Origin of the sequence: Actinoplanes ianthinogenes (assembly GCF_018324205.1) — a bacterium.
In the GTDB taxonomy this organism is placed as follows: Bacteria; Actinomycetota; Actinomycetes; order Mycobacteriales; family Micromonosporaceae; genus Actinoplanes; species Actinoplanes ianthinogenes.
Map to the genome: position 1 here is coordinate 2206599 of NZ_AP023356.1, position 22386 is coordinate 2228984.

General features: G+C 71.9%; 20 protein-coding genes. 12 read left to right on the forward strand and 8 right to left on the reverse strand.

Features of this window, described 5'->3' with window-relative positions:
- The first annotated feature begins 63 nt into the window (after nucleotides 1-63).
- Nucleotides 64-315: a hypothetical protein gene (locus Aiant_RS10140; protein WP_189333458.1), complete on the forward strand. Its 252-nt coding sequence runs from the start codon at nucleotides 64-66 to the stop codon at nucleotides 313-315.
- On the opposite strand, the gene Aiant_RS10145 is transcribed toward Aiant_RS10140, so the two are convergent.
- Together Aiant_RS10145 and Aiant_RS10150 are read right to left on the reverse strand one after the other, a co-directional pair.
- Nucleotides 273-1538: a hypothetical protein gene (locus tag Aiant_RS10145; protein ID WP_189333457.1), complete on the reverse strand. Its 1266-nt coding sequence runs from the start codon at nucleotides 1536-1538 to the stop codon at nucleotides 273-275. The two genes, Aiant_RS10140 and Aiant_RS10145, sit on opposite strands and share 43 nt — an antisense overlap.
- Before the next feature lie 97 nt (nucleotides 1539-1635).
- Nucleotides 1636-2010: a DoxX family protein gene (locus Aiant_RS10150; protein WP_189333456.1), complete on the reverse strand. Its 375-nt coding sequence runs from the start codon at nucleotides 2008-2010 to the stop codon at nucleotides 1636-1638.
- Nucleotides 2011-2107: 97 nt separating this feature from the next.
- Between Aiant_RS10150 and Aiant_RS10155 the strand changes: the two genes are divergently transcribed.
- Together Aiant_RS10155 and Aiant_RS10160 are read left to right on the forward strand one after the other, a co-directional pair.
- Entirely contained in the window at nucleotides 2108-2614 is a 507-nt protein-coding gene (locus tag Aiant_RS10155; RefSeq protein ID WP_189333455.1) for a MarR family winged helix-turn-helix transcriptional regulator, read from the forward strand.
- 263 nt (nucleotides 2615-2877) lie between these two features.
- A complete protein-coding gene (locus Aiant_RS10160; protein WP_189333500.1) occupies nucleotides 2878-3474 on the forward strand; it encodes a DNA-3-methyladenine glycosylase in 597 nt (198 codons plus the stop codon).
- A 16-nt stretch (nucleotides 3475-3490) separates the two neighbouring features.
- On the opposite strand, the gene Aiant_RS10165 is transcribed toward Aiant_RS10160, so the two are convergent.
- On the reverse strand, nucleotides 3491-5710 hold the full coding sequence (locus tag Aiant_RS10165; protein ID WP_189333454.1) for a HelD family protein: 2220 nt from the start codon (nucleotides 5708-5710) through the stop codon (nucleotides 3491-3493).
- Nucleotides 5711-5825: 115 nt separating this feature from the next.
- Between Aiant_RS10165 and Aiant_RS10170 the strand changes: the two genes are divergently transcribed.
- The 4 genes from Aiant_RS10170 (at nucleotide 5826) to Aiant_RS10185 (ending at nucleotide 9401) form a co-directional block, all read left to right on the forward strand.
- Nucleotides 5826-6611 (forward strand): MBL fold metallo-hydrolase, encoded by a 786-nt coding sequence (locus Aiant_RS10170; RefSeq protein ID WP_189333453.1) that lies wholly within the window; start codon nucleotides 5826-5828, stop codon nucleotides 6609-6611.
- 42 nt (nucleotides 6612-6653) lie between these two features.
- Complete coding sequence (locus Aiant_RS10175; protein WP_189333452.1) at nucleotides 6654-7166, forward strand: hypothetical protein; 513 nt, start codon at nucleotides 6654-6656, stop codon at nucleotides 7164-7166.
- A 98-nt stretch (nucleotides 7167-7264) separates the two neighbouring features.
- A complete protein-coding gene (locus tag Aiant_RS10180; protein ID WP_189333451.1) occupies nucleotides 7265-8854 on the forward strand; it encodes a hypothetical protein in 1590 nt (529 codons plus the stop codon).
- Nucleotides 8855-8945: 91 nt separating this feature from the next.
- Nucleotides 8946-9401 (forward strand): hypothetical protein, encoded by a 456-nt coding sequence (locus tag Aiant_RS10185; protein WP_189333450.1) that lies wholly within the window; start codon nucleotides 8946-8948, stop codon nucleotides 9399-9401.
- A gap of 50 nt (nucleotides 9402-9451) precedes the next feature.
- Here the strand turns inward: Aiant_RS10185 and Aiant_RS10190 are convergent, their stop codons facing one another.
- From Aiant_RS10190 to Aiant_RS10200, 3 genes are all read right to left on the reverse strand, one after another.
- Complete coding sequence (locus Aiant_RS10190) at nucleotides 9452-11080, reverse strand: alkaline phosphatase D family protein (protein WP_229830730.1); 1629 nt, start codon at nucleotides 11078-11080, stop codon at nucleotides 9452-9454.
- 137 nt (nucleotides 11081-11217) lie between these two features.
- Complete coding sequence (locus Aiant_RS10195; RefSeq protein WP_189333448.1) at nucleotides 11218-11433, reverse strand: hypothetical protein; 216 nt, start codon at nucleotides 11431-11433, stop codon at nucleotides 11218-11220.
- A gap of 233 nt (nucleotides 11434-11666) precedes the next feature.
- Nucleotides 11667-12023 (reverse strand): STAS domain-containing protein, encoded by a 357-nt coding sequence (locus tag Aiant_RS10200; protein ID WP_189333447.1) that lies wholly within the window; start codon nucleotides 12021-12023, stop codon nucleotides 11667-11669.
- Between the two features lie 136 nt (nucleotides 12024-12159).
- Here Aiant_RS10200 and Aiant_RS10205 point away from each other — a divergent pair, with 136 nt between their 5' ends.
- On the forward strand, nucleotides 12160-13269 hold the full coding sequence (locus Aiant_RS10205; RefSeq protein ID WP_229830728.1) for a hypothetical protein: 1110 nt from the start codon (nucleotides 12160-12162) through the stop codon (nucleotides 13267-13269).
- Here Aiant_RS10205 and Aiant_RS10210 read toward each other — a convergent pair.
- Entirely contained in the window at nucleotides 13253-13450 is a 198-nt protein-coding gene (locus Aiant_RS10210) for a hypothetical protein (protein ID WP_189333445.1), read from the reverse strand. The two genes, Aiant_RS10205 and Aiant_RS10210, sit on opposite strands and share 17 nt — an antisense overlap.
- An 86-nt stretch (nucleotides 13451-13536) precedes the next feature.
- Here Aiant_RS10210 and Aiant_RS10215 point away from each other — a divergent pair, with 86 nt between their 5' ends.
- The 4 genes from Aiant_RS10215 to Aiant_RS10230 are packed head-to-tail and all read left to right on the forward strand — an operon-like array spanning nucleotide 13537 to nucleotide 21574.
- The gene (locus Aiant_RS10215; protein ID WP_189333444.1) at nucleotides 13537-15876 is read left to right on the forward strand and encodes a putative bifunctional diguanylate cyclase/phosphodiesterase; all 2340 of its coding nucleotides are present in this window, start codon (nucleotides 13537-13539) and stop codon (nucleotides 15874-15876) included.
- Between the two features lie 37 nt (nucleotides 15877-15913).
- Nucleotides 15914-16810, forward strand: a complete 897-nt coding sequence (locus Aiant_RS10220; RefSeq protein WP_189333443.1) for a sulfite exporter TauE/SafE family protein — start codon at nucleotides 15914-15916, stop codon at nucleotides 16808-16810.
- 58 nt (nucleotides 16811-16868) lie between these two features.
- Complete coding sequence (locus tag Aiant_RS10225; RefSeq protein ID WP_189333442.1) at nucleotides 16869-19097, forward strand: putative bifunctional diguanylate cyclase/phosphodiesterase; 2229 nt, start codon at nucleotides 16869-16871, stop codon at nucleotides 19095-19097.
- A gap of 56 nt (nucleotides 19098-19153) precedes the next feature.
- The gene (locus tag Aiant_RS10230) at nucleotides 19154-21574 is read left to right on the forward strand and encodes a putative bifunctional diguanylate cyclase/phosphodiesterase (protein ID WP_189333441.1); all 2421 of its coding nucleotides are present in this window, start codon (nucleotides 19154-19156) and stop codon (nucleotides 21572-21574) included.
- Here Aiant_RS10230 and Aiant_RS10235 read toward each other — a convergent pair whose 3' ends face one another.
- The gene (locus Aiant_RS10235; protein WP_189333440.1) at nucleotides 21575-22381 is read right to left on the reverse strand and encodes a GntR family transcriptional regulator; all 807 of its coding nucleotides are present in this window, start codon (nucleotides 22379-22381) and stop codon (nucleotides 21575-21577) included.
- Nucleotides 22382-22386: the final 5 nt, after the last annotated feature.

Genomic DNA, 22386 nt, shown 5'->3' on the forward strand with positions numbered 1-22386 from the left:
TCCGAGCCTAAGGCACGCGAGGCTCCATTGTGTAGCTGCCGGATAGCGGAAGGTAAGGATCACATGCTCGTGCCGCGGACCGAACACGTCGGTGAGCGCCCCACGTGGGACTGCCGGGTCTGCGGCCAGCCGTGGCCGTGCGCCACCGCCAAGGTCGAGCTCGGCGAGCAGTACCAGAAGTTCCCGCACGGCCTCGCGGTCTACCTCGGCTCCTGCATGATCGAGGCGATCGACGACTGGGCCGCAGGCAGCGGCGGCCCACCCGCCGACCTCTACGACCGCTTCTTGGGCTGGGCCGACCCGGCGGCGCCCTGAACCACCCGCGGCCGCAGCACGCGGTACAGCTGGTCGTCCCCGATCGTGGTGTAAAGGGTGGCGTCGGCGCCCGTCATCACCACCCAGGGGCAGGCCTTCTCGGCGCCCTCCAGCGCGACCTCGGCGATCTTGCGGCGGGTCGCCGCCTCGTACAGGCTCAGCCGGTATCGGCCCACCTGGAGCGGCAGCTTGGTCTTGCCGTCACCGGGGCAGTCCTTGACCTTCGCGCCGCCGCCGACCAGATCCACGCAGGCGACCAGCTCCGCCTTGGCCGCGGCCGGGGCCCAGGTGCGCTGCGCGAGCTTCGAGCCGTAGGCGTACCGGTTCAGCGTCCGGGTGGACCGCTGATCCAGGTCGAGCCGGTCCCGCACGCTGATCACGATCGGGTGCGGGCCCTTGCCGCGGAACTTCGGCGCCGCCGGGAAGTAGGTGTTCCCGCAGACCTGGTCGAGGTCCGCGGCGGTGCGGGCCGGGCGGGTCGCGGCCTGCGGGGCGACGCTACCCGTCGGCGAGGCGGAGGTGGGCGGGACGAGCGGGGCGACCACGGCCTCGGTCGTGGCGCCGGGGAGGGGGTCGACGCCGCCGCTCCCGCTCACGGCCCAGACGCCCAGGAGCAGCACGACGGCCGCGATGCCGCCGCCGGTCACCCAGGTCCGGCGCGACCAGGATGCCCACATTCTTTCGGTACGCCCGGAGCGCGGCCCGCCGTCGGCCTGCGCCCCATCGGCGGTCCCGCCGGAACGAACGGCCACCGGCGGAGCCGACTTCGCGGGCCCGGCGGGCGCGGTGGGCTTCACCGCGGCCGGAGCCGGTTTGGCAAGGCCGCCGGGCGCCGCGGGCTTCACCGCGGGCGCGGCCGCGACGGGGTTCGCGCCGGTGGGCGCCTCCTCCGCCGGTCCGGTCTCGGCCGCTTCTCGCCCGACGTCCTTCGGACCGGATTCCGGCTTCTTCTCCGCCGGGCTCGGGCCGGCCGATTCCGGCTCGGCTCCCCGCGCGCCGGATTCCGGCTTCGCGGCCTTGCTCGTCACCGTAGGAAGAACCCGGGTCACGGAGTTGTCGGCGGACGGCTCCGGGCGATCCCGTTTCGCGGTGGCGGCCCGGAGCAGCTCGATCACCTCCGGACTGATCTCCCCCGCCGCCGCCGGAGCCGGCTCCGCGGCCGTCTCCGATGTGGTCGCGGCGGCTTCCTCCTCGTTGCCCCGCGGCTCCCCTGCCTGCGCCATCAGTTCGCTCCCCATCCCCAAGGCGGCGAACTATACCGACCGGTAACACGTACGTCACCGGGAGCGCGCTCCCGGTGACGAAGCGGTCCGGTAACGATCAGAAGGACCAGGGACCGAAGCGGCCCCAGGCCACCACCGCGGCCAGCACCAGCAGGACCGCACTGGGCAGCAGCGCCTGGGTCTCCTTGCGGCGGGCGTGCACCACGATCGCGCCGATCATGATGATCACCAGGCCGAGCGCGGCCAGCGGGACCAGCACCGGGGCGATGTCCAGCGCCGCCGGGAGGATCAGGCCGATCGCGCCGAGGATCTCCAGCACGCCGATCAGCTTGACCTGGCCGTCGCCGAAGTCGGCGGCCCAGCCCATCCCGGACGCGATCAGCTTCTCCCGGGGCTGGAGCACCTTCATCGCACCGGCGGCCAGGAAAGCGGCGGCGAGCAGGCCCGCGATGATCCACAGAACGACGTTCATGATCCCTCGTTTCACTTCAACAGTTGAGCGAAAGCTAGACCCAATGACTTAAACATGCAAGCAATTGAGGGTTAAACGATTGAGCTATGCTCGGGGCATGGAGACCTCCGAGCCGCAGTGGCTGAGCAGCGAGGAACGCGAAGCCTGGCTGGCCCTGATGAGCCTCTTCATGCGGCTCCCGTCCGCGCTCGACGCCCAGTTGCAGCGCGACGCCGGCCTCAGCCATTTTGAATATGGGATTCTCGCCGGACTCTCCGAGGCACCCGATCGGACGCTGCGGATGAGCACTCTCGCGGTGCTCGCCGAGGGCTCCCTCGCCCGGCTGTCCCAGGCGGTCGGCCGCCTGGAGAAAAAGGGGTGGGTCCGCCGCACACCGGATCCTGCCGACGGGCGCTACACGCTGGCCCTGCTCACCGACGAGGGCTGGGACAAGGTGGTGGCGACCGCGCCGGGGCACGTCGCGGAGGTTCGCGGCCTGGTCTTCGACCAGCTGACCAAGGCGCAGACCCGGCAGTTGCGAGACATCGGGCGGCGGATCATGCGGGCGGTCGACCCCGACGACCCGTGCGGCGCCACCCGATCGAGCCCGGCCGCAGCCGACTGATCAACCGGCACGCGCGCCGGTGCCGGCCGGCTGGGCGGGACGATGCTGGGCAGGCGGGTGTCGGGCGGGCGGGTGCTGGGCGGGCGGATGCTGGGCAGGCGGATGCTGGGCGGGCCGGTGTCGGGCGGGCGGGTGCTGGGCGGGCGGGTGTCGGGCGGGCTCGCTCGGGCGCGGTTCTCTGGGCGTACCGAAAATGGGGTGGCTTTGTCGGTTTTTGATCGACGTAAGGGCTGTGGTTGGGTGGGTACGTGACGTTCGGGTGGATGGAGCTGCCGGCCGAGGCGGTGGACGTGGCGGCGCGGGAGCTGCTCGGGTGGCGGCTCACGGCGAACGGGGTGACCGTGCGGCTCACCGAGGTCGAGGCCTACAGCGGGCTCGGCGAGGATCCGGCCAGCCACGCCCATCGCGGGGTGACACACCGCAACGCGGTGATGTTCGGACCGGCCGGGCGGCTGTACGTCTATCAGATCTACGGGATGCACTTCTGCGCCAACATCGTCTGCGGCGAACAGGGGCGCGCGGCGGCGGTCCTGCTGCGGGCCGGGGAGGTCGTGGACGGGCTGGAGATCGCCCGGTCCCGCCGCCCCGCGGCCCGCGAGGACGTCGGCCTGGCGGCCGGCCCGGCCAAGTTGATGCAGGTCCTGGACCTAAACCGGAGCGCCAACGACACGTCGGTGGTGGACGGGACCGGGCCGGCGACGCTGACCCCGCCGGAGAGCACCGTGGGGATGATCGAGGCGGGGCCGCGGGTCGGGGTCACCGCCGCGCACGACGTGCCGTGGCGGTTCTGGCTGGCCGGCGATCCGACGGTGAGCGCCTATCGCCGGCACACGCCGAAGAAGCGTCCCGCGCCGGCCTGACCGGCCGGCGCAGGCGTCAAGGGTGGAGGCTGAAGACGCCGAGGCGCTGGGTGGGGCGGGTGAGGGCGACGTAAAGGTCGTTGGCGCCGCGCGGGGAGTCGGCCAGGATGCGGTCCGGGTCGACGACCACGACGGTGTCGAACTCCAGGCCCTTGGCCTGGGCGACGGTCAGCAGGACGGCGGGTTCCTCCAGGTCCGGCGCCGGGCCGCTGGTCAGTTGCGGCAGGGCGGCGGCCACGGTGGGCAGGAGGTCCGCGGGCACGATCACGGCGAGGCGTCCGGTTCCGGCCGCGCCGATTTCGTACGCGACCCGCGCCACCAGGTCGGACAGCGGACCGCTCGCCTCCCAGGGTGGCACCCCGGTGGACCGGACCGGCCGGGGCGGGACGATGGCCGGGTCGGCCGTGGCGAGCCGATCCCGGGTGTAATCCATGATCTCGGCCGGGGTGCGGTAGCTGACCGTGAGCTCGGCCAGCCGCCACCGGTCCGCGACGTACGGCGCCAGCACGTCCGCCCAGCCGGCGGGCGCGCCCAGGCTGCCGGTCTGCGCGAGGTCACCGACCACTGTCATGGACCGGCTCGGGCAGCGGCGCATCAGCAGCCGCCACGCCATCGGCGAGAGTTCCTGCGCCTCGTCGACGATCACGTGCCCGAAAACCCAGTCCCGGTCGGCGGCGGCCCGCTCGGCGGCGGTCCGGTGCTCCCGGTCGCTCAGACGTTCGGCGAGCATGTCCGCCTGCATGATGTCGGCGATGTTCGGGATCGCCGCCTCGTCGTCGTCCTCCAGCTCGTACGACTTGGAACCCGCCGTGATGTCCAGGACGCCCTGGGCGTAGGAGAGCCGCGTCGCCAGGTCCCGGGCGGCCGCGGCGCGGGCCGCCCGGTCGTCGTCGCCGAGAAGCTCGGCGGCCTCGTCGAGCAGCGGGACGTCGGCGGGCGTCCAGCCGGCGCCGGGCGGCCGGTACAGCAGTGACCCCTCGTCGCTGGTCGCGTAGAAATCGGTCAGCAGCCCGGCCGGCGTGAGCACCGGCCACAGCGCGTCGATCGCGGCCCGCACCCGCGGGTTCCCGGCGAGATCGGCGCGGATGTCGGCCCGGTCGGCGTCGTCGAGCACGTTCGGCGAGGCGAGCGCGTCGTCCGCGCCGAGCGGATCGTCCCAGAACGGGTCGTCGCCGATCCGGTCGGCGACCTGGGCGGCGAGCACGTCGAGGACCCCGGTCACGAAGATCGGGCGGGCCAGGTTGTGGCGCAGCCCGGAGGCCCGGGCGCGCTGCCGGGCCGGTTCGCAGTCGGCCGCGGTCAGGCGCAGCACGTGCCCGTCGACCTCGATCTCCATCGGCTCGGCGGGGACCCGCTGCCGGGCCCGGACCGCCTCGGCGAGGACGCCGACCATCGCGGCGCGGCCCTTCACCTCGGCGACGGCCGGGCTCTCCGGGTGATGCGCGGTCACCCCGGGAAAGAGGTCGCCCATGGTGGCGAGCAGCACGCCGGTCTCCGCCAGCGAGGGCAGAACCTGGGAGATGTAGCGCAGGAACGTGGCGTTCGGGCCGACGATCAGGACGCCCCGGGCGGACAGCTGCTCCCGGTACGTGTAGAGCAGATAGGCGGCACGGTGCAGCGCGACCGCGGTCTTGCCGGTGCCCGGGCCACCCTGGACGACCAGGACGCCACCCGGCTCGGCGCGGATCACCCGGTCCTGCTCGGCCTGAATGGTCTCGACGATGTCGCGCATCCGCCCGGTGCGCTTCGCGTCCAGGGCGGTGATCAGGGCCGCCTCGCCGACCAGGTTGCGGTCGCCGGCCGCGTCCAGGTCGAGGATCTCGTCGTTCAGCTCGACGACCGTCCGGTCCCGGGTGCGGATGTGCCGGCGCAGGGTCACGTCGTACGGGGTGATGGCGGTGGCCACGTAGAACGGGCGGGCGGCCGGGGCACGCCAGTCCACGAGCAGCGGGTGGTCGGTGTCGTGGATGCCGATCCGGCCGATGTGCAGGCGGTCGCCGTCGCGCAGGTCCAGCCGGCCGAAGCAGAGGCCCTGTTCGACGGCTTCGTACTGGGCCAGGCGCTCGGCGTATCCGTAGGCGGCGGCGTCCCGCATGGAGAGGGACTCCTTGGTGCCGCCGCGGCTGCGCTGGGTCTCGGCGAGCCGGTCCCGGGCCTGCGCCCGCAGCTCGTCGAGGCGGCCGTAGATCACGCTCAGGTGGGATTGTTCCTCGTCGAGACTTGACAGGCTTGACACGCGATGCCTCCGGAGGTAATCTGATGGTGGCTCTTCCGGCTCGTCGCACGTTTAGATGCGACAATCAGCCAGGCTAGCAGAGTTTCGCGTCCCCGTGCACGGGTAGTCGCGCGAGATGACACCGCAGGCCACCGTCACCTTCATCGGCAACGCCACGACGCTGCTCCGGCTCGGCGACTTCACGCTGCTCACCGACCCCGCTTTCGGGCACGCCGGCAGTCGCGTCCACCTCGGTTACGGCATGTGGACGCGGCGGCTGACCGACCCGGCCATGGCGTACGCGGATCTGCCCGCCCCGGACGCCGTCCTCCTCTCCCACCTGCACGGGGACCACTTCGACCGGGCGGCCCGCCGGAGCATCCCGCGGGACCTGCCGATCCTCACCACCCCGCAGGCCGGACGCCGGCTGCGCCGGGACTGGACGGGCGTCCGCGGCCTGCCCACCTGGGACGCGCAGGAGTGGCGGCGGGCCGGGCAGACGCTGCGGGTCACCGCACTCCCCGGCCGGCACGGGCCGGGCCTGGTCGACCGGCTGCTGCCGGACGTGATGGGCTCGCTGATCGAGTGGGAGCGGGACGGCGGGCCGATGATCCGGCTCTACGTCACCGGCGACACCCTGTACCGGCCGTGGCTCGGCGAGATCCGGCAACGCTGCGGCGAGATCGACGCCATGCTGCTGCATCTGGGCGGGACCCGGATCCTGGGCCTGCTGGTGACCATGGACGGCCGGCAGGGCGCCGCGCTGACCCGGCTGATCCGGCCGCGGGTGACCCTGCCGATCCACTACGACGACTACCGGGTGATGAAGTCGCCGCTGAGCGACTACCTGGTGCGCTGCCGGGAGGGCGTGCACCCGATGGTCCGGGGCGACACCTACGACCTGCCGGTACGGGTGCGCTGAAACGTCCCCGGGCCGGCCGGGCGGGCACTAGCGTTTCCGGTGATGATGTCGCGTCGGGGGCTGCTCGGGTACAGCGTGCTGTGCGGTGGCGCGGTGCTGTGGTCGGGCGCGCTGGTGGTGGCGCTCGCCGCCGGGCATCGGCCGGTGAATGCGGTGGTCGCCGTCGGCATCGCGGCGTTGCTGACGGTGCCCGGCTTCGCGGCCGGGATCCTGGCGAACCGGCGTGCCTACCGGACCCAGCAACCGCGGCGGCTGTGGAGCCTGGCGTCCTGGGTGCCGCCGCACGTGCCGGTCTGGGCGGCGATCATGGCCGGGCTGGTGTTCTTCGGATTCTGGCTGGCGATCGTGCTGGCCTTCATCAAGCTGGACGGGAACCCGGAAGTCCGCGACGGGAAGTACGTGCTGAACGATCACGACAAGATCACCGTGGTGTCCGAGGCGACCTACGACCGGCAGCTCGACCACGAGCAGCAGATCTCCCTGTCGGTGCTGGGGGCTTTCGCGGTCGGCGGCGCGTTCCTGTGCGCGGCCCGCGCCACCGATCATGAGACCTGACCCTGTCCCTTCGCCCATCGATCGAACAACGAGGCACCGCGCGGCGGTCATGATCGCTGTTAACATCGCGCTCTCTTTGTTCATCGATCGGGGCAACTTTGCGACGAATCCCCCTCCTGGCAGCCGCGATCGCCGCGCTGCTGCCGGTGACTTTGCTGAGCACCACCGGGTCGGCCTCGGCCGCGTCGGGCAAGCTCACCGTCAAGACATACGACCGGTCCGGCAAGGTGTTCCGCGCCTCGGTGCAGATCATCGACCTGGCCACCAACCAGAGCTGGACGGTGCCCAGCTTCAAGGCGAAGACTCTGCACAAGGGCACCTACGCCGTCGTCACCGACATGTGGAACCCGAAGGACGGCACCGACTCCCTCGGCACCGACACCCTGGGCGCCACGATCGTCAAGGTCGGCACCAGGGCGACCAGCACCACCATCGACGCCCGCAAGGGCAAGCCGGTCCTGGTCGGGCTCGACCGTCCGCCGGCGGACACCTACGAGCGGACCGTCCGCGCGGCCATCTGCGCCGGGGACAGTGCGCCGATCAACGTCGCCGCGTGGAACCACCCGGGCAAGCTCTTCGTCATCCCCAACAGCTCCAAGCACCTGCGGTTCGCGTACGCGGCGGCCTGGCAGAACGGCTTCGGTGGTGACTTGTGGATGGTGTCCGCCCCGGCCCGGCGCACCGTCCCGGCCGGGGTCCGCCGCACCTTCACGACCGCCTCGCTGGCCACCGTCACCGCCTGGGCCCGCCGCGGGCCGGCCGGCGGCGACCGGGTCCGTGTGGAGATCCAGGAACGGACCGGGTGCCACGCCGGTTACGGCATCGCGACCCAGTTGGAGACGACACCCGGCTCGGTGCGGGTGCACGCGACGGCGGGCAAGTGGACGCTGACCGCCGACTGGTCCGGGGTGACCCGCAGCGGTGAGTCGCCGTCGATCGGTTTCGACAGCCGGAACCTGACACTGGCGGCGGGTCGCTCGTACAGCCGATCGTTCTTCACCGCTGCCTGGGGACCCGGAATCCAGCTGCCGGAGATGACGGCGAGCCGGTTCCGGTTCGGCGCGGACCACATGTTCACCGAGCCGGCCAACCCGGCCGCGTTCGAGGCCAGCCAGAAGTCCCTGGTCACGCTGTACGACAGCAAGCACCGGGTGGTCAAGAAACAGACCCGGCAGACCTGGGGCGACCACGACTCGGGCTTCTACGCGAAGATCAAAACCAAGGGGTGGTACACGCTCCAGGTCGACGCCCAGCGCTACCGGCCCGGCCTGATCTACCCCGCCGACCTGCTCTCCCCCACGACCCAGGCGGTCTTCCGGATGAAACTGGACCCGAAGGCGAAGCCCAGGGTGGCGGACGTGATCCTGCCCCGCCTGGTGCCGGCCGGGCTGACCCTGCGCAACCAGGGCCGGGCCTCCGGGACCACGGTCGTGCAGATCCGCCCGGACCGGCAGACCTGGGACCCGGACCTGGTGCTGGGCAAGGTCACCGCGAAAACGGTCACCTTGCAGGCGTCCTACGACGGCGGCCGGACGTGGCGGTCGATGCCGGTGCGGAGGACCGGTGGCACCTGGCAGGCGACGGTCGCCAACCCGGCGAGCGGGGCGGTCACCCTGCGCAGCCGGATCACCACCACGAAGGGCGCGTACGCGCAGGTGACGATCGTCCGCGCGTACACGGTCGGCTAGCCGGGACCCCACCCACGGCGGGCCCGTTTCGCGGGCCCGCCGTGCACGTTCGGCGGACCCGCACGCCGTCGCGGCAGGCCACTATGGACAGGTGTCGAATCGCTCGGGGACCGCGGTGGCGCTGCTGCTCGCGCTTCTGGTGGTCATCGGCGGCTGTCAACTGAGGGACTGGGCTCTCGGCGACGAGCGGTGGCTGACCGCGCGGATGAGCGACGGGCGGCTGACGCTCGACATCGGGGGCCAGTGCGGCGCGGACAGCTACCTGTCGTATCTGCGGATCGCCGGCGACACCGGGGTGCTGTGGGAGATCCGGGCGGCCGATCCGGTGCGGGCGACACCCACCGTGGTCGTCGGCGTCGTGCCGCCGGACTTCACCGAGCAGACGCCGCCCGGCGCGTTGAGCGGCACGCTCTTCGTGCGCCTGCGGACCAACTTCGACTACGCGGCCGACGTCGACCTCGCGGAGGTGGCCGACGACGGGCCGCTGACGTTCGAGCCGCAGCCGATCTGGAACGAGACCAGCCCGGTGCGGGCCGAGCGCTGTTAGCTCGTGCTCCGGGATCCGGCCGGGGTGCGGCCGGATCCCGGAACGACGACCTAGAGCGCCGATCTTTCCCTGCGGATCTTCGACGAGCCGCGGCCGACCGACCAGCCCTGCACCCACCGGGCGGCGGTGTCCTTCTTGGTGCGGTCGGCCAGGTGGTACCAGTCCATCCGGCAGCGGGACCGGGTCACCTCCAGCACGCCGTAGCCGTGCCCGTCGGTCTCCACCCACTTCACGTGCGGATTGGTCGCCTTGATCAGGCTCGCGGCCAGCAGGCTGAGCGGGCCGCCGGCCGACGTGCCCAGGAAGTCGTTGATGTTGTCGCTGGTCACCGACGGGACGACGAACTCGGCGGCGGCCGGGTCGGCGATGCCGGTGTCCCTGGTGGTCAGCTCGTTGGCCCAGCTCGTGTGGATGTCACCGGTGAGGAAGACGACGTCCCTGGTCCGGTGCGCGCGCAGCGTGTCGACCAGGCGCTCGCGGTCGGCGTTGTAGCCGTCCCACTGGTCGGCGTTGAGCACCACGCCGTTCTGCGGGACGCCGATCAGCTTGCCGAGCGGGCCGAGCAGCCAGGCCGGCAGGGTCAGCACGTCCAGCCGGGAGATCATCACCGGGTTGCCGACGAGCTTCCAGAGCGCGGTCGAGCCGACCAGGCCGTCGGTGAGCCAGGACAGCTGGTCCGCGCCCGCGATCGTCCGGTCCTCGTCGTCGACGCCGGTGCCGCTCACCTGCTGCGAGCGATACGTCCGCAGGTCCAGCATGGAGAGCTCGAACAGGTCGCCGTACCGCAGCCGGCGGTAGATGTGCCCGTCGGCGGCCAGCCGCACCGGCATCCACTCGGCGTACGCCTGCCGGGACGCCGCGACCCGTGCCGCGAAGTCGCCCTCGGTGCCCGGCGTGTGGTTCTCCGCTCCCCCGCTCCACATGTCGTTGGCCACCTCGTGGTCGTCCCACGTGATGATCCACGGCACCGAGGCGTGCAGAGCCTTCAGATCAGGATCGGTCTTGTAGAGCGCGTGCCGGATCCGGTAATCGGCCAGCGTCAGCGTCTCGTGCTCCGGGGCGGTCTTGCGGACCACCTTGCCGCCGGCGTCGAACTCGCCGGTGCCGTACTCGTAGATGTAGTCGCCCAGGTGGATCACCAGGTTGAGGTCGCCGCGCTCGGCCAGGTGCCGGTACGCCGCGAACCAGCCGGCCTCCCAGTTGGCGCAGCTCACCACGCCGGCCCGGAGCCGGGCGATGGCGTCGGTGGCGGCCGGGGCGGTCATCGTGCGGCCGGTCGGCGACCAGGCGCCGTTCAGCCCGAAGCGGTACCAGTACGTGGTGGCCGGGCTCAGCCCGCCGACGTCCACCTTGACCGTGTGGTCGCGCTCCGGTCCGGTGCTGACCGTGCCGGCCGCCACGACGGCGCCAAAGCCGGCGTCGGTGGCGATCTGCCAGGTGACGTCGACCCGCGGGCCGAGGCCGGAGGCCGGCGCCGACTCGGGGGTGGGAGTGACCCGGGTCCACAGCAGGATGCCGCCGGGAAGGGGATCGCCGGAGGCGACCCCGTGCTGGAAGACGGCGTCGGCCGCGGTGGCGGCCGAGGGCAGTGCGGCGACGGCGACCGCGCCGGCGCCGGCGGACAAACCGGCGAGCAGGACGGTACGCCGGTCGACCGGCGCGTCTGGGAGGACAGTCATGCCGTTCTCTCTAGCAGAGACAGAGACTGTCATGAATGGGATCAGTCGGATGTTCGACGGGCCTTCATCGAAGACGGTGTTAGTTAACTCGCCGGTAGCTTGCCGGGACGCGCGGGAGTGCGCCCCGGCAAGCGCGCTCAGGCGGCTTGGCTGAGAAACCCGCCCGGCGCGGGAGCCGACTCGCCGATGGCGAGCGCGGCTGACGCGGCGAACACCTCCGCGGCGTCGATGGCCTCGAGCGCGATCGCCCGTCGCTCACCGAGCTCGACACACCGCGCGGCGGCCAGGTCGGCGCGCAGCAGCAACATCTTGTTGAGACAGTCGTCCATCAAGGTCAGCACCTGATCGTGCATGGAGAGCCTCCGAATCCCCCGCACCATTGCCACGGTGGCCCCGCTCGACCGAGCACGGACGGACTCGATCGTAGGCTCGGCACCGAGCCGGAGGGGCTGTTCTGGTAACCCGACGTCGATCGTACGTTTACTTTTTGTTCTCGCGGTTAGGTCGCTGTGAAATCCCGACTCCCGGGACTCAAAGCGACATATACGCGAGCGGCCGGCCGTCGGTGCTATAGGTGCGGTATCGGTCAGCCGAGCGCGGCCAGCTCCGCCTCGACGGCCGGGACGAAGGGGCGCGGACACAGGCCGGTCGCCTCCAGCGCCTGCTGGACGTGCCCCTCGGCGTTGACCACCTCGTAGCCGTGGCCGCCGCGCAGCGCGCGGGTGTAACCGACCAGGAGCACCTCGATGCACTCGCTGCCGATCAGGTCGACTCCGGCCACGTCGACGACGATCCGGGCGCCGCGCGCCCGGTCGAAGGCCTGTCGCAGCTCCCGGCGCAGCTCGTTGCCGGACCTCCGGTCGAAACAGCCCGCCAGGTGCAGGAAGACGGTCGACGCGGCCTTGCCCGGAGAACGGTGGATCACACAGCGCACTTCGCCCATGGCACCGGTTTACCGGCGAGATGTGTACGGGCGGCCAACGGGACGATAAGTCCACGCCGAGCGGCGTGAGGGCTGCATCACTGTGCGCGGCGTCACTGTGCGCTCCCGGGCTTGCCGGGGCGTCTACCGTGTGGCGGTGGAGATCGAACTCTGGTCGGTGGTCGCCGAGCCGGAGGCGCTCGCCCTGGCCGGACCGGGGGCGACGCTGCTGACCGGCGCGGACGCCGCCTTCGCGGTCGGCTCGGACACCCTGGTGGTGATCGGCCGGTCGGAGAGCGGCACGGCGATGGTTCTGTCTGAGCCGTTCCCCGAGCTGGTCGAGGAGCGGCTGGCGGGGGTGCTGCGGCCGGCCGTGCACGCGTTCGCCCGGCTGCCGGAGGGTTGCCTGGCGCTCGGCGTGGCGCAGGCCGCCGAGCTGAGTTACCGGCGCGGGGCGCTGCACGACATCCGGCTCAGCTTCGAGACGCCGATCCCGCCCGACCTGCTCGGCCAGGTGACTCCCGGGCTGGACTGGCTGGACCTGGCCGGGCACGACCCGATCGGGGCGATGGAGCGGTTCATCGCCGGCTGGTACGCCGAGATCGAGCCGGACGAGACGGCCCGGCACGCCGAGATCGAGCCGCACGAGACGGCCCGGCACGCCGAGATCGAGCCGGTCGAGACGGCCCGGCACGCCGAGATCGAGCCGGTCGAGACGGCCCGGCACGCGGCCGGACCGGCCGCGCTGCGCGCCTTCCACCGGGCCGCCGCCGGACGTCCCGAAGTGTACGGTTTGTCCTGCCAGATCTACCCCGAGGCCCTCCCCGGACGCCCCGACGACCTGCTCACCTTCGGTCAGGAGGGCGACGGGGTCTTCACCCTGCTGATGGACCCCGAGGACGACGACCCGCGGGTCTATTACGACGGGCTCAGCGACCGGCTGCTCCCGGAGCGGGAGCGGCTCGGCGGCTACCTGCTGCAGTCCACGCTGGCCCGGGCCGCGATGGACGGCCCGCTGGGCGGGATGGCGTTCGTCGACACGCCGCAGGCCCGGCGGGTGATCGCCCCGCTGCGCCGGGTGCCGCTGCGGCCGATGCGCTGGCCGTCGCTGTTCACCCGCTGCTACGCCGGGCCGAGCATCGTGGTGGTGATCGGCGAGGACGACGCCGACTGGTACGAGATGTACGTCGGCGTCCGCCACCCCGGCCTGCTGCGCCGGCTGCGCAAGCTCGGCCTCGACTGGGAGTCGTTCACGGACGGCTCATGAGGCCGTCCCGGGCCGCGGTGAGCTCGGCGATCGCGGCGCCCAGCGCGTCCCCGCCGGGCCGGTCGCCGGCCAGCTCACGAGCCATGGCAAGCAGCCGCAGCGTGTCGGTCATGGTGGCGGTGACCGAGCTCACCCGACGGGTCAGGTCGTCACGCAGCATCTCCAGCAACGGTTCGTCCACGGGGTCTCTGATCGGTCGGCCGGGACCGTGCCTGAAGCAACAAGGCTTTCTCTTCATCGCTCAGCCCCGCGTCCGATGAAAGTGCCGTGCCCTTTCCGACCCGTGTGCCGCGCCGGATCGACGGCCCCTCCGCGGTGGCCGTCGGCCTGTTCGCGTTCGCACTGGCCTGGTTCCTGATCGGACTCGGACACGTCTGGTCGCACCCGATCATCGGCTGGCTCCCGCTCCCGATCCTCCCGGCGATCTTCACCCACGAGTGCTGGCGGCTGGCCCGCGCCCCGGAGCTGGACCGGGACAACCGCACGTTCTGGGGCTGGTTCGGGGTGTCCGGGGCACTTCTGGTCCTCGGCACGCTCAGCAGCATGGACGACGCGCTCGGCGGGCCGGCGCCGTCCCAGGCGCTCAGCACCCGCACCCAGGGCATCTTCGGCGTGGTGCTGATCATCCTGCTCGGGGCGCTGCTGCGGCTGCCGGCCTGGCAGCGGTCCGCCACCGACTGGCTGCGGTTCGGCCTGGACACCGCCATCGTGCTGGTCACCGGCGGGGTGCTGGCCTGGTACTTCTGGCTGAGCCGGGTCGAGCTCGGCAGCTCGCCGACCGCCACCCCGGCGTCGGTCCTCGGCATCATCGGGTTCGCCACGATGGCGCTGGTCACCTTCCTCAAGGTGGCCTTCGCCGGCGCCGGGCGGCTGGACCGCGGCTCGCTGCACCTGTTCTCGGCGGGTGTCGCGCTGGCCGCGAGCACCGGGGGCATCGCGCCGCTGCTGGCCGACCGGCCGTACCTGAGCACCTCGCTGCTCGCCATCCCGCTGTCGCAGACCTCCGGCGTGCTGGCGGCCCGGCGCCAGTGGCGCCGGCGGAACGCACCGGTGGCCGGGCGCTCGGCCCGGTCGCGCCGGTTCAGCGTCCTGCCCTACGTCGCGGTCGCCGCGCTGTACGCCACGGTGCTCGCCGCCGAGCTGCCCGACGGCGGCGGCCACGCGGTGATGGCGCTGGCCGCCACCGCGCTGACCGTGCTCGTGGTGGTCCGGCAGATCAGCACGCTGCGGGACAACGCCCGGCTGCTGGACACCGTCGACGCCAGCCTGTCGCAGCTGCGGGCGTACCAGAAGGAGCTGGATCACCAGGTCACCCACGACCCGCTGACCGGGATCACCAACCGGCCGGCGTATTCCGCCCGCCTCGGCGCCCAGCTCGCCGGTGGCGAACCGTTCGTCGTGGTGCTGCTCGACCTGGACGACTTCAAGGTGGTCAACGACCGGCACGGGCACGAGACCGGCGACGCCCTGCTGCGCACGATCAGCACCCGGCTGCGGCAGGGCTTGCGCCCGCAGGACACCGTGGCCCGGCTCGGCGGCGACGAGTTCACCCTGCTGCTGCCCGGCGCCGACCCGGACGCGACCGAGGACCTGCTGCGCGGGCTGCTGGCCGGGGTGCAGCAGCCGGTGCTGCTCGACGGCCGGGAGATGGCGCCGCGGATCAGCGCCGGCGTCACCCTGAGCGCGCCCGGCGACACCGCCGAGGAGCTGTTGCGCCGCGCCGACGTGGCGATGTACGCGGCCAAGAACGCCGGCGGCGGCCGCTGGACCTGGTTCGACCCGATCATGGACGCGCGGGCGGACACCGACGCGCGGCTCAGCGCCGACCTGCGCCAGGCCATCACCCGCGACGAGCTGTTCCTGCTCTACCAGCCGATCGTCGAGCTGCCCACCGGCCGGCTCGCCGGGCTGGAGGCCCTGGTCCGCTGGCGGCACCCGGAGCACGGACTGGTCTCGCCGGCCGACTTCATCCCGCTGGCCGAGCACACCGGCCAGATCATCGAGGTGGGCCGCTGGGTGCTCACCCAGGCGATGCGGCAGATCGTCGCGTGGCAGCAGGAGTTCGGCCCGGCCGCGCCGGCCAAGGTGTCGGTGAACGTCTCCGCCCGCCAGCTGAACGAGCCGGGCTTCCCGGACGAGGTGGCCGAGCTGCTCGTCACCACCGGCCTGGATCCCGCGAAGCTGGTGATCGAGGTGACCGAGACCGCGGTGCTCGGCACCGGCGCCGCGCTGGAGGCGGTCCGCCGGCTCGACGAGCTCGGCCTGCAGATCGCGCTGGACGACTTCGGCACCGGCCAGTCGTCGCTGAGCCTGCTCGTCGGCACGCCGGTCAGCTGGCTGAAGGTGGACAAGTCGTTCGTCGACGGGGTGACCACGGCGAGCCCGCAGGCGGTGATCGTGGACGGGCTGATCGGGATCACCCGCGGCCTGCGGATCCAGGCCGTCGCCGAGGGCGTGGAGACCGCTGAGCAGGCCGAACGCCTGCATCAGGCCGGTTACCGATTCGCACAGGGATATCACTTCGCGCGCCCGCTGACCGAAAGCGACGTGGTCCTGCTGCTCGCGCATCCCAGGACGCGAGAAACTCGACAATCTCAACTGATTTAGTAGACAAGGTGGGCGATCGTCTTGCAGACTTCCGCCCATGGATTTCACCATGGCGCTCGCCGGTCTCGGCGTCGGGATCGTCGTCGGCCTGACCGGCATGGGTGGCGGCGCCCTGATGACGCCGATCCTGGTGCTCTTCTTCGGCATCAACCCGGTCGCCGCGATCGGCAGCGACCTGGTCGCCAGCGCGATCATGAAGCCGTTCGGCGGGGCGGTGCACGCCAAGCGCGGCACGGTCAACTGGACGCTGGTCGCCTGGCTCTGCGCCGGCAGCGTGCCCAGCGCCTTCCTCGGCGTGCTGCTGCTGCGCGCGTTCGGCGACGACGAGTCGCTGCAGCACGGTGTCAAGATCGCCCTGGGCGTGGCGCTGCTGCTGGCCGTCGGCGGCATGCTGCTCAAGGCGTGGATCAGCCGCCGGGACGGTGACGGCCCGGCCCCGGCGATCACCGTCAAGCCGATCCCGACCCTGCTGGTCGGCATCATGGGCGGCCTGGTCGTCGGGCTCACCTCGGTCGGCTCCGGCTCCCTGATCATCGTGGCGCTGCTCGCGCTGTATCCGATGCTGCGCGCCAACGACCTGGTCGGCACCGATCTGGTCCAGGCGATCCCGCTGGTCACCGCCGCCGCGCTGGGCCACATGCTGTTCGGCGACATGCAGTGGGGCATCGCGGGCGCGGTGGTGCTCGGCTCGATCCCCGGCGTGCTGATCGGCTCCCGGATCTCCTCGCGGGCCCCCGGCGGCCTGGTCCGGTCCGCGCTGATCATCGTGCTGCTGGCCAGCTCGCTCAAGCTCTTCGACCTGCCCACCATGGTGGTCGGCGTGGTCGCCGCCGCGTCGGTGCTGGTGGCGGTCGCGGTCGGCCTGATCGGCAAGAGCCGCGCGAGGCGCACGCCGGCCGCCCCCGAGCTCGACCGCGAGGCCGTTTCGGTCTGACCCTCATCTCGCCCCTCCGCTCGCCGATCTGGGACAGGTCTGCGAGGGGAAGGGCCGGATGAACGTACGGCAGAAGCTGCTGGGCGGTTACCTCGTGGTGGCGCTCATGGTCGCGGCCACCGCGCTGATCGCCTGGTACACCGACCAGACGTCGGCCCGCCGCGCCGCGACCATCGAGGCCGCCCAGGTGGCCCGGGGCATCGGCAAGGACATCGTGTTCGGCCTGCCCGGCACGGTCGAGGGCGGTTCCCAGCCGCCGTTGTACTACAGCCCGTCGGGACTCCAGCAGTACCTCAAGCGGTTGCGGGAGACCCAGCACCGCACCGTGATCGCGGTCGACTACGCGAAGTACGTGATCGGCGACACCGACCCGGACAACGTGGGCCTGGTCTACACCCACGACAAGGGTGAGGTGGCCCGCAGCATCCGGGAGAACAAGTCCCTGGTCTTCGTGGAGAAGAGCCCGTCCCACCCGGAGGGCATCCGGCAGGTCGTGGTGCCGATGATCGGGCGCAACGGCGACGTCATCGGGGCGGTCATCGTCGAGTACACCCCGCTGTACCAGCAGATGATGTCCGGCGCGCGGGACGCGCAGACCATCCTGTTCATCACCGCCGGCATCGCGTTCGTCCTGGTCCTGCTGCTCGGCTCGGTGCTCGCCACCTCGCTGACCCGGCGGATCACCAAGCTCACCGCCGCGGTCGGCGTGATCCGCACCGGCGACTACACGCACCGGCTGCCGGACCCCACCGACACCGACGAGATCTCCCGGCTCGCCCTGGCCTTCAACGCGATGGCCGAGCGGCTCGACCGGTCGGCGCGGGAGATCCTCGCCAAGGAGTACACCGACAGCATCCTGGCCAACGCCGGCGAGGGCATCTGCGGGCTGGACGCCACCGGCCGGATCGCGTTCGCCAACGCGGCCGCCGGGCGGATCACCGGGCTCGGGGTGGCCGGCCTGCTGCAACGCGACGCCGCGGTGCTGCTGCCGGAATCGCTCGGCCTCAAACCCGGCACCACGGAAGGCCGCCTCCAGCGTCCGGACGGTTCGACGGTACGCGTGGAGTACACGGTCAGCGAGATCGAGAAGGCGGGCCGGGCCCTGGGCGCGGTCATCGTGCTCCGCGACGTCAGCCGCCAGCGCGCCCTCGAGTACGACCTGCGCCACCAGGCGCTGCACGACGCCCTGACCGGGCTGCCCAACCGCAAGCTGCTGCTGAGCCGGCTGGCCGAGGCGCACCGGGCGGCCCGGGCCGGCGGCGCCCCGCTCGCCGTGCTCTACCTCGACCTGGACGGGTTCAAGCGGGTCAACGACTGCCTCGGCCACGACGCCGGCGACCTGCTGCTGCAATCCGCCGCCCAGCGCCTGACCGGCGCGCTCCGCCCGGAGGACACCGTGGCCCGGCTCGGCGGCGACGAGTTCGCCGTGCTGCTCGAGGACGCCGACCAGGCGACCGTGGAACGCCTCGCGCGGGCCTGCCTGGACGCGCTGTCCCAGCCGTTCGTGCTGAACAACCGGGAGGGCCTGGTCTCGGTCAGCATCGGCGTGGTCCCCGACGCGGGCCGGTACGCCGACGCCGACGAGGTGCTGCGCAACGCGGACGTGGCCATGTACGCGGCCAAGGGCCAGGGCAAGAACCGCTGGCTGCCGTTCGAGGAGCGGATGCACGAGCAGCTGGACCAGGAGTCCCGGCTGCGCGACGCGGTGCACCGGGGCGAGCTGCGGCTGCATCTCCAGCCGGTGGCCGGCGTGCCGGACGGCCGGTTGACCGGGGTCGAGGCCCTGGTCCGCTGGGAGGACCCGGCGCACGGGCTGCGGATGCCCGCCTCGTTCCTGCGGATCGCCGAGCAGACCGGGGTGATCGTGGAGATCGACCGGTGGGTGCTGCTGGAGGCCTGCCGGACGGTCAAGCAGTGGCAGGACGAGGATCCGGCCACCGCGCCGGGCTGGGTGAGCGTCAACCTCTCGGCCGCGCACCTGGCCGAGCCGGACCTGGCCGACCGGGTCGCCTACGCCCTGGCGGCCACCGGCCTCGCCCCCGGCAGCCTGATCCTGGAGGTGACCGGGACGGCGGTGCTGCGCGACGTGACCCGGGCCGCGGGCCACCTGGCCGAGGTCCGCGAGCTCGGCGTCCAGGTCGCCGTCGCGGTGCGGTCCGCCGCCGGGGACGCGGTCACCCTGCTGACCGTGCTCGGCGACGAGATCACCCGGGGCCGCCACCCGGGCTCCCCCGAGCCGGTCGCCCAGCTTCGCTCCCGGCTCGCTACCCCCGCCCTGCACACCTGACCTCAGGGTCCGGCCCGATATGCCGATCTTTACAAGGTCGGTGAAAGAGGGGTCGGATGAGCGTTCGCCGGAAGCTCCTAGCGGGTTACCTGGTGGTTGCCTGCCTGGTGGTCGCCACCGCGGCCACCGCCTGGATCACCGACATGTCGTCGGCCAAGCACGCCGCCGCCCTGGAGGCCGCCCAGGTGGCCCGGGGCATCGGCAAGGATGTCGCCCTCGGGCTGCCGGTCGACAACCCGGGCGAAGTCACCTACCCGCTGTACAACAGCCCGAACGCGCTGCGGAACTACATCGAGCGCCTGCACGACAACCAGCACCGGGACATCGTCGCGGTGGACATCAGCAAGACCATCCTCGGCGACGCCGTGCCGGAGAACGTCGGCACGGTCTTCGACCACGACCTCGGCAACCAGGTCGGCAAGACCATCGCCGACGGCCGGTCACGCACCTTCGTGGAGACGAGCGAGGACTACCCGGCCGGCATCAAACAGGTCGTGGTGCGGATGGAGGGCGCGCGCAACCAGCCCCTCGGCGCGGTCGTCCTGGAGTACACCCCGCTCTACGACCAGATGCTGAACTCCGCCCGGCGGGCCCAGTACGTCATTCTCGGCGTCGCCGTGATCGCCTTCCTGGCCGTGCTGGTCCTCGGCTGGTACCTGGCGGGCTCGCTGACCCGGCGGATCACCTCGCTGACCACCGCGGTCGGCGTGGTCCGCACCGGCGACTACACCCACCGGGTGCCCACCGAGAACCAGACCGACGAGATCGGGCGGCTGGCCCGCGCCTTCAACGCGATGGCCGAGCAGCTCGACCGGTCCGCCCGCAAGATCCTGGCCAAGGAGTACACCGACAGCATCCTGGCCAACGCCGGTGAGGGCATCTGCGGGCTGGACGCCGACGGGAAGATCGCGTTCGCCAACGACGCGGCCGGGCGGATCACCGGGCTCGGGGTGAACGGGCTGCTCCAGCAGGACGCCTCGGTGCTGGTGCCGGAGGCGGGTGACGCGCTGAGCCCGGGCACCCGGGAGGTGTCGTTGCAGCGGCCGGACGGTACGAGTGTCCGGGTCGAGTACACCGCCAGCCAGATTCAGAAGGCTGGGCGTACGCTGGGCGCCGTTGTGGTGTTGCGGGACGTCAGCCGGCAACGCGCGCTCGAACACGACCTGCGCCACCAGGCCCTGCACGACGGCCTGACGAACCTGCCCAATCGCAAACTCCTGCTCGACCGGCTGGAGCACGCGCTCACCCGGTCCCGGGCCACCGGCGAGCCGCTCGCCGTGCTCTACCTCGACCTGGACGGCTTCAAGCGGGTCAACGACAGCCTCGGCCACAACGCCGGTGACATGCTGCTGCGCACCGCGGCCGAACGCCTGACCGGCGCGCTGCGCCCGCTGGACACCGTGGCCCGGCTCGGCGGCGACGAGTTCGCCGTGCTGCTCGAGGACGCCGACCAGGCGACCGTCGAGCGGCTGGCCCGCGCCTGCTTGGAGAGCCTCTCCCGGCCGTTCCTGATCCACCACCGCGAGGCGCTGGTCTCGGTGAGCATCGGCGTGGTCCCCGACGCGGCCGCCTACGCCGACGCCGACGAGGTGCTGCGCAACGCCGACGTGGCCATGTACGCCGCCAAGGACCAGGGCAAGAACCGCTTCCTGACCTTCGAGACGCAGATGCACGAGCAGCTGCTGAACCGCCTGGACCAGGAGGCCCGGCTGCGTGACGCGGTGCACCGCGGTGAGCTGCGGCTGCACCTGCAGCCGGTGGTCGGCGTCGCGGCCGGGCAGATGGCCGGCGCCGAGGCCCTGGTCCGCTGGCAGGACCCGGAGCAGGGGCTGCGGATGCCCGGTTCGTTCATCCCGCTCGCCGAGGAGACCGGCGTCATCGTCGACATCGACCGCTGGGTGCTGCTGGAGGCCTGCCGCGCGGTCAAGAACTGGCAGGACGAGGACCCGGCGACCGCACCGGCCTGGGTCAGTGTCAACCTCTCCGCCGCGCACCTGGAGGTGCCGGACCTGACCGACCAGGTCGCCTACGCGCTGTCCAGCACCGGTCTCTCCCCGCACTGCCTGGTGCTGGAACTGACCGAGACGGTGCTGATGCGCGACCTCGCCGTCACCTCACCCCGCCTCGAGGAGCTGCGCGAACTCGGCGTGAAGATCGCCATCGACGACTTCGGCACCGGGTACTCGTCGCTCGGCTACCTCCGCGACATCCCGGTCGACGTCCTCAAGATCGACCGCTCGTTCATCGACGGCCTGGTCGGCAACGGCCGCCAGCAGGAGCTGGTCAACGCGGTGATCCAGCTCGGTCACACGCTCGGCCTGCGGGTGGTCGCGGAAGGCGTCGAGGAGGCCTCCCAGCTGAACCTCCTGACCGTCATGGGCTGCAAGTTCGCCCAGGGCTACCACCTGGGCCGGCCGGAGCCGGCCGCCGACCTCTACACCCGCCTCTCCACCCCGGCCCTGCCCACCGCCCGCTGATCAGCCCGGGTCCGCCCGGCCCGGCACCTTGCCCGAGACGACCTCGAACTGGGTGCCCGGCCGGTACACCGTGATGGTCAGCCGGAACGGTCGCTGCGCCTGGTCGTAGGACCGGCGCCGTTGCTCGACGACGCATCGCGGGGCGTCGTCGCTCAGGCCGAAGAACCTTCGTTCCGCCTCGGTCGCCTGCCGCAACTCGAGTCGATCGATCCACCCGACCTGCGTGATCCCCAAGGTCCGGCTGAGATAGGCGAGCATGCCCTCGGGAAGCCCCTCGGGGCTCTCCAACTCCTCCGCCCCCTCCTTGCGCAGATCCAGGTAGTAGGTGGTCTGCAGATGTGACGGCGAGCCGTCGATGAAGAGCTCCTGGGAACGTTCGATGACCCGGAGCCTCCTGCCATCGGTCCCCTGGGGAGCCTCGAGCCCCAATGCCTCCGCCACGTCCGGCGAGGGCTGGACGATCTTCACGGCGACGTCGGACATCGACGGAACCCGCCCCCGCGACGTGACCTCGGCCGCCCAGGAGCGTCCCTCGCCGCCGCCGAAGCCGGTGCTCGGGTCCTCGCTGATGGTGTGGACCCACGGGACCACCGGCTCCAGCACGAAGGTGCCACTTCCCGGTGTCTTCTTCACCAGATGCCGGGTGACGAGAAGCTTGATCGCCTCCCGGACCGTGTTGCGCGACGCGCCGTAGGCCTCGACCAACTCGGCCTCGGTGGGCAGTTGCGCCCCGGCCGGGAGCTCGCCGGAGTTGATCTTGCCGCGGAGGTCGTCGGCGATCTCGCGATATCTCGACTCACCGGCCAAGACGC